This window comes from Nocardiopsis oceani (assembly GCF_054777395.1).
In genome coordinates, this window is the sequence record NZ_BAAHAR010000001.1 from 1 (window position 1) to 13,315 (window position 13,315).

General features: G+C 69.5%; 13 protein-coding genes and 1 pseudogene. All 14 read right to left on the reverse strand.

All coding sequences use genetic code 11. From position 1 onward, the window contains the following. Positions 1-77: 77 nt before the first annotated feature. Positions 78-308: pseudogene (locus tag ACYVDG_RS00005) on the reverse strand (endonuclease V); the annotation flags it as partial. Position 309: 1 nt separating this feature from the next. Continuing rightward, positions 310-1,476: a DNA-processing protein DprA gene (gene dprA / locus ACYVDG_RS00010; protein ID WP_460745394.1), complete on the reverse strand. Its 1,167-nt coding sequence runs from the start codon at positions 1,474-1,476 to the stop codon at positions 310-312. A gap of 63 nt (positions 1,477-1,539) precedes the next feature. After that, positions 1,540-3,060 (reverse strand): YifB family Mg chelatase-like AAA ATPase, encoded by a 1,521-nt coding sequence (locus tag ACYVDG_RS00015; RefSeq protein WP_460745399.1) that lies wholly within the window; start codon positions 3,058-3,060, stop codon positions 1,540-1,542. Beyond that, positions 3,060-3,431 (reverse strand): YraN family protein, encoded by a 372-nt coding sequence (locus ACYVDG_RS00020; protein ID WP_460745830.1) that lies wholly within the window; start codon positions 3,429-3,431, stop codon positions 3,060-3,062. Before ACYVDG_RS00020 ends, ACYVDG_RS00015 begins: the two co-directional genes overlap by 1 nt. Before the next feature lie 117 nt (positions 3,432-3,548). Further along, a complete protein-coding gene (locus ACYVDG_RS00025; protein WP_460745402.1) occupies positions 3,549-3,881 on the reverse strand; it encodes a DUF2469 domain-containing protein in 333 nt (110 codons plus the stop codon). Positions 3,882-4,119: 238 nt separating this feature from the next. Then, positions 4,120-4,998, reverse strand: a complete 879-nt coding sequence (gene lepB / locus ACYVDG_RS00030; protein ID WP_460745407.1) for a signal peptidase I — start codon at positions 4,996-4,998, stop codon at positions 4,120-4,122. A gap of 62 nt (positions 4,999-5,060) precedes the next feature. Continuing rightward, positions 5,061-5,420: a 50S ribosomal protein L19 gene (gene rplS, locus ACYVDG_RS00035; RefSeq protein ID WP_460745410.1), complete on the reverse strand. Its 360-nt coding sequence runs from the start codon at positions 5,418-5,420 to the stop codon at positions 5,061-5,063. A gap of 175 nt (positions 5,421-5,595) precedes the next feature. Then, complete coding sequence (trmD, locus tag ACYVDG_RS00040; protein ID WP_460745413.1) at positions 5,596-6,399, reverse strand: tRNA (guanosine(37)-N1)-methyltransferase TrmD; 804 nt, start codon at positions 6,397-6,399, stop codon at positions 5,596-5,598. Between the two features lie 11 nt (positions 6,400-6,410). After that, the gene (rimM, locus tag ACYVDG_RS00045; RefSeq protein WP_460745416.1) at positions 6,411-6,929 is read right to left on the reverse strand and encodes a ribosome maturation factor RimM; all 519 of its coding nucleotides are present in this window, start codon (positions 6,927-6,929) and stop codon (positions 6,411-6,413) included. 257 nt (positions 6,930-7,186) lie between these two features. After that, positions 7,187-7,429 carry an RNA-binding protein gene (locus ACYVDG_RS00050; RefSeq protein WP_460745418.1) on the reverse strand — a complete coding sequence of 81 codons (243 nt, stop codon included), beginning with the start codon at positions 7,427-7,429 and terminating at the stop codon, positions 7,187-7,189. A gap of 2 nt (positions 7,430-7,431) precedes the next feature. Then, positions 7,432-7,902 carry a 30S ribosomal protein S16 gene (gene rpsP / locus ACYVDG_RS00055; protein WP_460745420.1) on the reverse strand — a complete coding sequence of 157 codons (471 nt, stop codon included), beginning with the start codon at positions 7,900-7,902 and terminating at the stop codon, positions 7,432-7,434. 247 nt (positions 7,903-8,149) lie between these two features. Next, positions 8,150-9,754, reverse strand: a complete 1,605-nt coding sequence (gene ffh / locus ACYVDG_RS00060; protein ID WP_460745831.1) for a signal recognition particle protein — start codon at positions 9,752-9,754, stop codon at positions 8,150-8,152. Positions 9,755-10,041: 287 nt separating this feature from the next. After that, entirely contained in the window at positions 10,042-11,310 is a 1,269-nt protein-coding gene (locus ACYVDG_RS00065) for a PepSY domain-containing protein (protein ID WP_460745421.1), read from the reverse strand. Between the two features lie 420 nt (positions 11,311-11,730). Beyond that, complete coding sequence (locus ACYVDG_RS00070; protein ID WP_460745423.1) at positions 11,731-13,068, reverse strand: ammonium transporter; 1,338 nt, start codon at positions 13,066-13,068, stop codon at positions 11,731-11,733. Positions 13,069-13,315: the final 247 nt, after the last annotated feature.

A 13,315-nucleotide genomic window follows, 5' to 3' on the forward strand; every position in this document is an offset into this window, starting at 1 on the left:
CGATCACCAAGCGTACCGCTTCCTCGCGGAACTCCGGTGAGTACTTGCTTGTCCTGCCCACGTTTCCCCTCGTTTCCTTACGAGACCATTGTATTGGGTCCCTGTCCGGAAACCTCGGGGCACCTCATGGGCTCGGGGATCCGGTACTTGGGCGACATCCGCAGGATGAGGTCAGCGTCGCCCTCCAGGTCCACGCGGTGGCCCACGGGCACGTAGACGGGTTTGGTCCGGGCACGGGTGCGCAGCGTGCGGCCGATGACCTCGGCCCCTTCGGCGACGCGGGTTTCGCTGTCCCCGACCAGCAAGGACTCAGCCGGGCCTGCGCCGGGTCCTCCGGTCGGGCAGGCGCCAACCCGCGGGGCAGCGTTCCACCAACCCCGCGGCGGCCAGCATACCCAGGGCGCGGATCGTGCCCTCCATGTCACCGCCGCTGTAAAGGGCCGCGGTGGCGGTCCCCACCCCTTGGCGGTTGACGGCCCCGAGCACCCGCGCGGTCTCCGGGTCCAGGTCGGCCGGGACCGGAAGCGGACCCGACTCCTCGGGCTCGGCCTCACCCAGCGGGACGATCTGCTCCACCACGTCGTCCGCCCGGGTGACGCAGCTGGCCCGCCCCTCCATGAGCAGGCGGTGACAGCCGACGGACAGCGCCGAGGTCACCGGGCCGGGCACGGCCATCAGCACCCGGTTCAGGTCGTTGGCGTGCGTGGCGGTGTTCAGTGCCCCGCTTCGCCGGGCGGCCTCCACCACGACGGTTCCCGGGGTGAGGGCGGCGATCAGCCGGTTGCGCACCAGGAAGTCGTGGGCCTGCGGGGTGCGTCCCAACGGCCGTTCACTGACCAGGGCACCGGTCATCGCCACGTCCGCGAACAGTCCGGCGTGCCCCCGCGGGTAGTCCACGTCCAGGCCGCAGGCGAGCACCGCGACGGTGTGCCCCGCCGTGTGGGCCGCCCGGTGCGCCGCGCCGTCGATCCCGTAGGCACCACCGGAGACCACCGTGAAGGACCGCTCGGCCAAGTCGTAGGAGAGCTCCGACGCCACGTGGTTCCCGTAGGAGCTGGGTGACCGCGAGCCCACCACCGCGACCGAGCGCAGGCACAGGTTGCGCAGGTCGCCCCAGCCCTTGACCCAGAGCCCGTAACAGAGCCGTCCGCCCGGCAGTTCGTCGAGCCGTCCCGGCCACTCCGGATCGCCGGGGGCGACGAACCGCACACCGGCCTCCGCTGACGCCGACAGCAGCCCGTCCGCGTCCACCTCCCGGGCCTGGCCCGACCAGCTCCGCCACCTTCGAAGGACGCGCCGGTCCGCTTGCCCGGCTGGTCCGTCCCCGGTCTCCGGTGGCGGCTCCCCGGCCCGCAGCCCCGCCCACACCCGGGCCGCGCCGTGTTCGGCCAGCACCGACCCCAGCCAAGGGTCGCTCGGCGGGGCCACCGCCGTCAGACAGGCCCGCGCCCGGACCTCCGCCTCGTCCCCGGTCACACCGTCCCCTTCCCACATCCGATCCCGCTTTCCAAAAGCCGGTGTTCACGCGCCGTCCGGCGCTCACCACGCCCTGCCCGACCACAGGGCGTAGGCATAGGCGGTGTCCTCCTCACCCGGACGGTCCCGGTCGGCCAGGTCGGCGAGGGTCCAGGCCACCCGGAGCGCCCGGTCGACGCCCCGTGCGCTGATCTCGCCGCAGTCCATCGCCCTGCCGAGCACCCGCAGGGCGGCTGGCTCCACCGGAAAGTCCCGGCGCAGGCGCGCACCGGGGATGGCCGCGTTGGTGCTCCACGGGGTGTCGGCCAAGCGTTTCCGCGAACGGTCCCGCGCCCGGGACACGCGGGCCGCCACGGTCTCGGAGGACTCGGCGAAGGCGCGGTCGGCGAGCAGTTCGGCCCGGGCCACCGGTTGCAGTTCGACTTTGAGGTCGATCCGGTCCAGGAGCGGCCCGGACAGCCGGGAGAAGTAGCGGCGCCGCTCACCCGATGGGCAAGTGCAGAGGTTGCCCGGTTTGGCGCAGGGGCAGGGGTTGGCGGCCAGCACCAGTTGGAAACGGGCTGGGAAGGCCACCGTGGAGGAGGCGCGGGCGATCACCACCTCCCCGCGCTCCAGTGGTTCGCGGAGCGCGTCCAGCACCCCGCGGCCGAACTGCGGGGCCTCGTCCACGAACAGGATGCCGTGGTGGGCCTTGGAGACCCAGCCCGGTTGCGGGTTGCCGTGTCCGCCGCCGATGATCGAGGCCCGGCTGGCGGTGTGGTGCGGTGCGGCGAAGGGCGGCACGGTGACCAGCGGGGATCCCGCTGGGAGCAGCCCCGCCACGGAGTGGATCGCGGTGGCCTCCAGTGCCGCGGACGGGTGCAGCCTCGGCAGGACCGTGGGCAGGCGCTCGGCCAGGAGGCTCTTGCCGGTACCGGGCGGGCCCAGCATCAGCAGGTTGTGGCCGCCGGCCGCCGCGATCTCCACGGCCCGCCGGGCCACCGGCTGCCCCAGCACATCGGCCAGATCGGGACCCTGATGGACGGGTTCGGCCGCCGGGACCCCGTCGTCCGGCGGCTGCTCGGGCTCACTGTCCCCGCGCAGCCAGCCGCACAGCTCGGCGAGGTCGGCCACGGCCGTCACCTCGATGTCTGGGACCAGGCGTGCCTCGGCCGCGTTGCCGGTGGCCACCACGAACCGTTTGAACCCCTGCTCCGCGGCGGAGACCACCGCGGGCAGCAGCCCGCGCACCGGACGGGTCCGGCCGTCCAGGCCGAGTTCGGCGATGAGTACGGTGTCGGCCAGGCGGTCGGCCGGCACCTCGCCGGCGGCGGCCAGGATCGCTCCGGCGATGGCCAGGTCGAAGAGGCTTCCGGACTTGGGCAGGCTGGCCGGGGACAGGCTCACGGTGATCTGTCCGCTGGGCCAGCTCTCCGAGCTGTTGGCCACGGCCGCGCGGATCCGGTCCCGGGCCTCGCGCAGGGCGGTGTCGGGCAGTCCCACAACAGTGGTGCCGGGGTCACCGCCGCCGAGGTGCACCTCCACCTCGACGATGTGCCCCTGCACACCCAGCAGGGTGACGCAGTGGGTTCGGGAGAGCGACATCAGGCCATCCCCCGTTCGTGGGAGACGAACACCCGGCCGCCCGTGATCAGCACACAGACCCCGTCGACCCGCAGGGGGCGCGGTGGGTGGCGGTGCAGCACGGCCCAGCTCCGGGCCAGCACGCGCAGCCGGTACCGCTTGCGCGCGGTGATGGCCTCCACCGGGTGGCCGTGCCGCAGAGTACTGCGGGTCTTGACCTCGGCGACGACCAGGACCGGCCCGTCCCTGGCCACGATGTCGATCTCCCCGGAACCGCCCGGGGCCCGCCAGTTGCGGGCCACCACCCGCATTCCGGCGCGTTCGAGGTAGACCACGGCGAGCTCCTCGCCGCGGCGTCCCAGTTTCCTTCGGTATTCGGCCCACCGCTCCACCGGCGACCACCTCCCGTAACCACGGTCGGTGATCAGTGCCCGGCGCACCAGGGGTCAGTTTTTCCTGTGGATAACCCGGCCCGCAGGAAGGGTCTCAGCGCGGGCCGTGCCAGCTCACTACTCGGGGGCGGCTCCACCGTCGGTCGGGGGCAGCTCGAGGTCGGACTTGGTGATCTCCTCGACGTTCACGTCCTTGAACGTCACCACGCGCACGTTGCGCACGAACCGGGCGGGACGGTACATGTCCCAGACCCACGCGTCCTCCATCACGACCTCGAAGTACATCTCCCCGTTCTCCGTCGAGCGGGGCTGCAGGTCCACGTGGTTGGTGAGGTAGAAACGGCGCTCGGTCTCCACCACGTAGCCGAACAGGCCGACCACGTCGCGGTACTCGCGATAGAGCTGGAGCTCCATCTCGGCCTCGTACTTCTCCAGGTCCTCAGAACTCATGTGCGCGCTCGCTTTCGTCAGCACTCTCCGGTCGTGGTGTGCCGGTTCTCCTCCACGTGGACACCGCGGCCAACCGGGTTGTTCCCGTCCGGGACGCGTGCCACGCGTTCGGAGAACGCCGATACGATCCGAGATCCATCATGCGTCACGGAACGGACTTTTGTGCCCCCTCGAGCAGAATTCCTTTGCCGAATCCGCTGCCAGCCTCAGGGGAACCGCTCTCACCTGCGAAGATTCGTCACTCCAAGGCGTCGTTCAATTCCTCGTACGCGGGGGGAACGCTCAGGGATCCGGCCTGGCTGAACGGCCAGATGATCACGAAGGCCCGGCCCACGACGTGGTCGACGGGCACCGCCCCGCCCCCCGGGTTGTTCTGGTTCATCCGGGAGTCGTAGGAGATGGCCCGGTGGTCGCCCATGAGCCACAGCTCGTCGTCGGCCAGTTCGATCGGCCCGAACTCGGTGTGGCTCTCCGTGCTGCCCGGGTAGAGGTAGGCGTCCTCGTCGAGCGGGACCCCGTTGACCAGGACGCGGTTCTGCTCGTCACAGCACTCCACGGTGTCACCCGGCAGGCCGACGACCCGCTTGATGTACTCCTTGCCCGTGGGTGCAGCACCCAGCTGCTGCTGCACCCAGGTGAAACCGCGGCTGATGGGGTTGGTGGGCTCGGGGATGTCCACGGTGTTCGGGTCGTCCCACGACCCGTCGCCGTTGAAGACGATGACCTCACCGCGCTCGATGTCGCGGACCTGGTAGACCACCTTGTTCACCAGGACGCGGTCGCCGACGAGCAGCGTGTTCTCCATCGACGTCGAAGGGATGAAGAACGCCTGCATCACCCAGGTTCTGATGACGAACGCCAGGACCAGGGCGATCGCGATCAGAATGGGCAGCTCTTTCCAGAACGACCCCTTCTTCTTGGCACTGCTCTGGGACTTGCCCATGTCCTCGTCCGCCCTCTCCTCCGACTCCTGGCCCCCGGCATCGGATACGCCACTGGCTCCCAGGCGCTCATGCGTCTGGGAGCCAGTGGCGGAGCTCTGCTCCTCCGGGCCGGGCCGGGCGGAATCCTCGTCCTGGGACCCGTCCGCGCCGGGGTCCCTCTCGTCTTTGCTCATCGGCCGAAAGCCTATCCTGCCGCCCTACCAGGGGACACGGTTCCGGCCGGATCAGGCAAGACCTACTTCTTGGTGGGCTCGCGGCGCTCGCGGATACGGGCGGCCTTGCCGCGCAGCTCGCGCAGGTAGTACAGCTTGGCGCGACGCACGCGACCGCGGGCAGCGACCTCGTACTTCTCGATGGCCGGGGTGTGGATGGGGAACGTGCGCTCCACGCCCACGCCGTAGCTCACCTTGCGGACGGTGAAGGTCTCGCGGTTGCCCGAACCCTGGCGGCGGATGACAACACCCTTGAAGACCTGGGTACGGGTGCGGGTGCCCTCCGTCACGATGACGTGAACGTTGAGCGTGTCACCCGGACGGAACTCCGGAACGTCGGTACGAAGCTGAGCCTTTTCCAGCTCTTGAATGGCGGTGTGCATCTCGCGAATCCTCATCAATAGCGCGCCGCGTCCTGCCCCCGGGCTGTTCCCGGGAGGGGGTGCGCGGGCGAGGCCCTGTTGGGTCTGATTGGTCGAACCACCCGGTGACCGACACAGAGGCCGACATCGTGCTGCCGGCATGCGGATGCCTTGGGATCACCAGGGGGGAACTCACCTAGTTTGCCACATGATCGCCGCCGCCCCGAACCGCCTGGTCAAGAGCGCTGGTGGCCGGCTCTTCGGCGAGGACCTCGCGGTCGCGCCGGTCCAGACTCTCCTCCGGAGTTGCCGCCACCAGGTCGGGGCGGTTGCGGGCGGTCTTGCGCAGCGCGTGGTCCCGGCGCCAGCGGTCGACGGCGCCGTGGTTGCCGGACAGCAGTACCGGTGGGACCTCCTGGCCCCGCCAGGTGCCGGGCTTGGTGTACACCGGCCCCTCGACCAGGTGTTCCATACCACCCGAGGCGAAGGAGTCCTGGAGGTGCGACTCCCGGTTGCCGAGCACGCCCGGCAGCAGGCGGGTGATCGCCTCCACCATCACCAGCGTCGCGGACTCGCCCCCGTTGAGGACGTAGTCACCGATGCTGACTTCCTCGACCGACATGCGCTGGGCGGCGTCCACCGCCACCCGTGAGTCGATGCCCTCGTAGCGGCCGCAGCCGAACACCAGGTGCTCCTCGCCCGCCAGCCGCTCGGCGTCGGCCTGGGTGAAGGGGCGTCCGCTCGGGGTCGGCAGGATCAGCCGCGCGGGCCGCTCCGCCACGACCTCGTCGAGGGCCTCGCCCCACGGCTCGGGCTTCATCACCATGCCGGGGCCGCCGCCGTACGGGGTGTCGTCGACGGTGTTGTGCCGGTCGTGCGTCCAGTCCCGGAGGTCGTGCACGGACACGTCCAAGAGCCCCGCCTCGCGCGCCTTACCGATCAGCGAGAGCTCGAGCGGGGCGAAGTAGTCGGGGAAGATGCTGATGATGTCGATGCGCACTGCGTACTCGCTCAGTCGGTGTTCTGGAGGTCGAGCAGGCCGGGGGGCGGGTCGATCACGATCCGCCCGGCGGCCACGTCCACCTCGGGGACCAGGGGTCCGACGAACGGCACCAGGATCTCCTCCCCCTCCTGGGAGGTGATGACGAGGACGTCCTGTGCGTGGTGGAGGACGTCCTCGACGGTGCCCACCGTCTCGCCCTCGGTGGTGGCGACGGTCAGGCCGATGAGTTCGTGGTCGTGGAACTCGTCCGGGTCGTCCAAGGGCACGATGTCCTCGGAGTCCACCATCAGGGCGGTACCGCGCAACGCCTCGGCGGCGTCGCGGTCGGTCAGCCCCTTGAAGCGGACGAGCAGCTTGCCGCTGTGCCGCCGGGTCGAGCGAATAGTCAGCGGTCCGGCGGACGCGGGGTCCGTGTGGAATACGGCGCCGTCGGTGAACCGGGCCCCGGGGTCGTCTGTGCGCACGTCGACTGCGACGTCGCCGCGGATACCGTGCGCGCGGCCGATCCGGCCCACCACGAGTCGCATGAGTGCTTCCTATCGGTGTCAGTGGCCCCGAGGCCCGCAGCCCTCAGGGGGTCCGCGAGTGGTCGTCCCCGGGTTCCCCCGTGGTGCCCCTCGGGTTTCCTGCGGGGCTCCCCGGGTTTCCCCCTGGTGCCCCGCCCTCCGGCGGTGCGTTCCACCCCAGGGGCCTCCCCCTGAGGAACGTCGTGCCCGGGAACCGCAGGGTCCCCGGGCACGACTGCGGGGCGCCGACCGTCAAGATCGGCGCCCCGAGAGGCGCGTCAGCGCACTTCGTGCAGGTCCAACAGGTCAACACGGACATAGCGGCCACCGGCGAGTGAGCCGACGACGGTCCGCAGTGCCTTGGCGGTCCGGCCGTTGCGGCCGATGACCTTGCCAAGGTCGTCGGGGTGGACGCGGACCTCCAGAACCTTGCCCTTGCGGAGCCGCTTGGCTCTCACCTGGACGTCGTCGGAGTTCGCAACGATCCCCTTCACGAGGTGCTCAAGCGCCTCTTCCAGCACGATTAGGCCTCGCCCTCGGACTTCTTCTCAGCCTCGGCGTTCTCGGCGGGCTTGTCGGCCGCCTTCTCCGCCTTGTCCTTGTCCGTCTTCTTCTCGGACTTCTTGGCCTTCTTCTCCTGACCGGGGAGCACGAGCTCCTTCAGAGCGGCCTGGAAAGCGGCCTCCTGGGCCTCGGGGTCCTTCGCCTCGGCAACCTGCAGCGGAGCCGGGGCGGCAAGGCCCTTGAACTTCTGCCAGTCACCCGTCTTGCGCAGGAGGACCTTCACCGCGTCGGACGGCTGGGCGCCCACGGAGAGCCAGTACTGGACCCGCTCGGAGTTGACCTCGATGAAGCTCGGGTGCTCCTTGGGGTGGTACTTGCCGATCTCCTCGATCGCCTTGCCGTCACGCTTGTTGCGGGCGTCGGCGACGATGACACGGTACTGGGGCGTACGGATCTTACCCATACGCTTGAGCTTCAGTTTGACAGCCACTGGAGTGGTCTTCTCCCGAATAACGGTGTTAGGCGCCTGACAGGCGGCCCACGTGGGGTTGTGGAACCCGTCGAGGCATGACGTGGGTGGCGGGCAAGTTAGAGGGCCGGCCCGGCCACCGTTAGTCGACTCCTCATTGTGCCAGACGCGGACGTGTTCCTTGGACAGGACACAGGCGCGCGGCCGGACACATCCTTAACACACACGGCCCGCCCCGGGATCCCGGGGCGGGCCGTGGCAGGTCTCACTACTTCTTCGGCAGCTTGAAGTTGGACAGGTCCGGCATGTTCGGACCACCGAGACCGGGCGGAAGGTTGGGCTGGCCACCGCCGCCACCGCCGAGGCCCGGGGGCAGCTGCGGCATCTCCTGGCCGCCCTCCTCCTTGCGCTTCTTGCGCTCGGCCTCGCGCTCGGCCTCCTGCTGGCGGGCCTTCAGGGGGTTGCCGCTGCGCTGCTTGCCCTTCTTGGCCTTCTTCGCCTGGGCCTTGGCCTTCTTCTTGTTGCCGCCGCCACCCATGCCGGGCATACCGGGCATCCCCGGCATACCGCCGCCGCTCTTCATCTTGCGCATCATCTTCTGCGCCTCGAAGAAGCGGGTGACCAGGCCGTTGACATCGCTGACCTGGGTACCGGAACCGTTGGCGATGCGCAGGCGGCGGGAGCCGTTGATCACCTTGGGGTTGCCGCGCTCCCCCGGGGTCATCGACTGGATGATCGCCTGGATGCGGTCCAGGTCCTTGTCGTCGATGCCGTCGATCTGCTCGCGCATCTGCCCCATGCCGGGCATCATGCCGAGCAGGTTGCCGATCGGGCCGAGCTTGCGGACCATCGACATCTGCTCGAGGAAGTCGTCGAGCGTGAAGTCGTCGTCCGAGGCCATCGTCGAGGCCATCTTCTCGACTTCGCCCTCGTCGAACGTGCGCTGGGCCTGTTCGATGAGCGTGAGGACGTCACCCATGTCCAGGATGCGCGAAGCCATCCGGTCCGGGTGGAAGAGGTCGAAGTCCTCGAGCTTCTCGCCGGTGGAGGCGAACATGATCGGGCGACCGGTGATGTGCCGGATGGACAGGGCCGCACCACCGCGGGCGTCACCGTCGAGCTTGGTGAGCGCGACCGCGTCGTAGCCGACGCCGTCCAGGAAGGCCTGGGCGGTGTTGACCGCGTCCTGACCGATCATGGCGTCGACGACGAAGAGGATCTCGTCGGGGCTGACCGCGTCGCGGATGTCCGCGGCCTGCTGCATCATCTCTTCATCAACACCGAGGCGGCCCGCGGTGTCGATGATGACGACGTTGTGGTTGTTGCGCCGCGCGTGCTCGATGGATTCGCGGGCCACGTCGACCGGGTCGCCCACGCCGTTGCCGGGTTGGGGGGCGAACACGGGTGTCGACGCCCGCTCCCCGACCACCTGGAGCTGCGTGACGGCGTTGGGGCGCTGGAGGTCGGCGGCGACCAGCAGCGGGGTGTTGCGGTCGTCGGCGAGCCACTTGGCGAGCTTGCCCGCCAGGGTCGTCTTACCCGCACCCTGCAGGCCCGCGAGCATGATCACGGTGGGCGGGGTCTTGCCGAAGCGGACCTGCCGGGTCTCGCCACCGAGGATCTCGACCAGTTCCTCGTTGACGATCTTGATGACCTGTTGGGCGGGGTTGAGGGCCTTGGAGACCTCTTCGCCGCGGGCGCGCTCCTTGATCCGCGAGATGAACTCGCGGACCACCGGCAGCGCCACGTCCGCCTCGAGCAGCGCGAGACGGATCTCCCGCGCGGTCGCGTTGATGTCCTCCTCGGACAGCCGCCCCTTGCCGCGCAGCGAGGAGAAGACCGATGTCAGCCGGTCGGAAAGCGTCTCGAACACGAGTTTGGCCAGTCCTTCGTCGTCGGAATTGACTCCCCAGCCTACCTGCCCGCCCGTCACCCGCCACCACCCTCAACGGACGCCTCCGGCGCACACCCCCATCCGATTCACCCGCCACCACCCTCAACGGACGCCTCCGGCGCACACCCCCATCCGATTCACCCGCCACCACCCTCAGGCGGCAGGCGAAAGGGGTGGAGCGGCGGCAAGGGGAAGGGGCGGGGCATCGAACCCCGCCCCGGTCAGGGGTCGGTCACCGCTACGCCGGTCACCGCTAGGACCTAGGGCTACCCGTCCTCGCCCTCGGCACCGTCTTCAGCGTCCTCTTCGGCGCCTTCGCCCTCCGCGGGCTCTTCGTCGCCCTCACCCTCGGCGGGCTCCTCTTCGCCGCCCGCGAGGGTGGCCTCCTGCTGCTCGGCGAGGGCCGCCAGCATCTCCTCCTGCTGGTTGGCGCTCAGACCCCGGGTGGACAGGCGCGCCTCGCCCTCGACCTCGTAAGTCTGCTGGTCGTCGCTGACGATGTTGTAGTTGGAGTCACACGACAGGTTGAGTGTCCCGCCGGCCTCGAGGGCGCCGCTGTCGGAGCACTCCTCGTCACCGATCTCCTCGTTGGTGAAGGTGACGTCCATGCGGACGAGCACGGACCCGCCGCCGTCGGCACCCGCGTCGCGCACCGTGCCGGACCAGGTGCATAGCGGGCCGTCGTCACACTCCATCTCGGGCTGGCCGTCCCAACTGACCTCGATGCGCGCGTCACGGGAGCCGTCGAGCTCCTCCTCGGCGGTGTTGGTCAGGCTGGTGTAGAGCGCTTCGGCCTCGTCCATGCCGGCCTCGGCGAGGTCCAGGCGGACCTGCGGGCCGCTCTCGCCCTCCTCGGGCACCAGCTCCTCGATCTCGATGCGCAGGATCTGGTTGGTCTCGGCGTCGATCCAGAGCTGGTTTCGCTCGCCGTTGAGGTCGACCTTGTAGGCGAGGGTGTCGTCGAGGTTCTCCTCGACAGCCTCCTCGTCGGCCACCCCGATCTCCTCGATGATCGCCGCGAGCGCGGGCGGGGCGAGCGTGCTCGACGGGTTGATCCCCGCCTGGCCGACGGAAGCGCGCACCCAGGAGTCGTCGAACTGGTCGCTGTCGGGGCCGAAGACGCCCTTGTCGAGCCAGAACTCCTCGGCTGCGCGCAGGAAGAGCTTGTCGTCCGCCGCGACCAGGTCGGCCTCGACGTCGTTGGCGGTGACCGTTCCGTTGGCCGCGCCGCCGTCCGCGACGGTCAGGGTGGTCTCCTGGACCTCTCCACCGACGCTCTCGGCGATCTGTCCGTCCGCGGTGAGTGCCGGGTAGGCGGCCAGATCAGCCACTGCCTCCTCGAGCAGGGGTGCAGCGTCCACCGGCTCCGCGGTCTCCTCGGCGGGCTCCTCTTCGGGACCGTCTTCGCCGAGAGTGCAGCCGGCCAGTCCCAGCGCGGCGACCATGCCCACCGCTGCGAGCGACAACCGTCTGCCCCCAGAACGTGTGTCCGCCGAGTACGTCCTAAGACCCCTGTTGCGAGTAACCGGCGCCATCTTGCCTCCTGACCCCGACCTGTGGGGTGCTGATACGAATCGGCGTGAAGTAAGTGATCGGGGAGGGCCTTGGGGCTATGAACCGCCACCCGGCCGCTCCCTGGCGTGAGGTGCGGGTGCTCAGCTTCCGGCCGTGGCCGGCGGGCTGTGCCTTCGGCACTGGGAGGGTCGTGTTTCGGGCCGCCCCCGACAGCCCTTCGCCCCGTGCTTTCAGCCTCCGCTATCGCACCGCCCCGAAAGGGTACCTAACACCGGCACAGGTCACGGCCAACTGCGTTCCACGCACGTGTACACATGTGCGGCTGGCACCCGGTGCCAGCTGGCAACACGCAAACGGGGCCGACGGGGATTTCTCCCCGTCGGCCCCTGGGCCACCTCACCGCGTCAGCGGCGCAAGACCCGCGGCCTCGACGTTGAGGGCTAGGACCTGGCCCGCGGTGAGGCCGTCTCCCCGCCCGGAGGCGTCGGCGAGGAGACCGCTTCCTCCTCCAGTTCCTCGAGCTCGTCGAAGGCGTAGGCCGACTCCGCGTGCAGCTCGTGGTCGAGGCCGTTCGTCTCGACCTCCTCGGCGATGCGGAAGCCGATGAGGAGGTCGATGACCTTGGCGATGACCCAGGTGACGATGAAGGTGTAGATCATGACGCCGATCACCGAGATCGCCTGCGCGGCCAGGAGGCCGATTCCGCCGCCGTAGAAGATCCCGGGGTCGCTGCCCACCGCGCCGGAGGCGAGGAAGCCGAGCGCGAGGCAGCCGACGATGCCGCCGACCATGTGGAGACCGACGACGTCGAGCGCGTCGTCGTACTTGAACTTGAACTTCCAGCTGATGGCGTAGGCACAGATCGCGCCGGACAGGGCGCCGACGATGATCGCCCCGACCGGGGTGACGTTCGCGGCGGCCGGGGTGATGGCGACCAGGCCCGCGATAGCACCCGAGGCGAAGCCCAGGGCGCTGACCTTGCCGTAGCGGAAGCGCTCGACGAGCATCCACGCGCCGGTCGCGGCGGCGGTCGCGGCCTGGGTGTTGACCAGGGCCAGGGCGGCTTCCCCGTTGGCCGCGTAGGCGGAGCCGCCGTTGAAACCGAACCAGCCGAACCACAGGAGCGCGGCGCCCAGCAGGACGAACGGCAGGTTGTGCGGGCGCATCGACTCGGTGCCGAAGCCCTTGCGGCGGCCGAGGACGAGGACCAGGGCCAGGGCCGCGGCACCGGCATTGATGTGGACCGCGGTGCCGCCGGCGAAGTCGATGACCTCGGGAAGGCCGGTGAACTCGTGCATGCTGGCGACCCAGCCGCCGCCCCAGACCCAGTGGGCGACGGGGAAGTAGACCAGCAGCGCCCACACCGGGGCGAAGAGCAACCAGGCGCCGAACTTCGCGCGGTCGGCGATGGCACCGCTGATCAGGGCCGTGGTGATGACGGCGAACATCAGCTGGAACCCGGCGTCGACGAGCAGCGGGTAGCCGCCGTCGGTGCCGTCCATCGGCTCGACCTCACCGATGAGGTTGGTCAACCCGACGTAGTCGAAGCCGCCGATGAACATCTCGAAGGCGCCGTATCCCGGCGCGTAGGTGAGCGAGTGGCCGACGGCCACCCAGAGCACGCTGATGATCGCGATGCTCCCGAAGCTCATGAGCATCATGTTGAGGACGCTCTTGGCCCGCGACATGCCTCCGTAGAAGAAAGCCAGGCCCGGGGTCATGAGCATCACCAGCGCGGCGCTCATGAGCAGCCACGCAGTGTTGCCAGAGTCAATCATTTCGTCGCCTCCATGGGACGGACGGGGGATTGTCTTGAGGGGCGGCAGTCAGCGAGCGCATCATCGGGCCCGATGCAGATCACCACGGCGACAACTCTCCGACCAGGGTGTTTCCCCATAGGGCCAGACACGTTTCGCGGACGTAAAAGGCCAGCCAGGACTGTTAAGGGGCCATGACACGGGGTGAGAAATGGGGCGGTGAACTGGAAAAGCAGAACGAAAAGCAGCGCGGCCGGACACCCGTTTC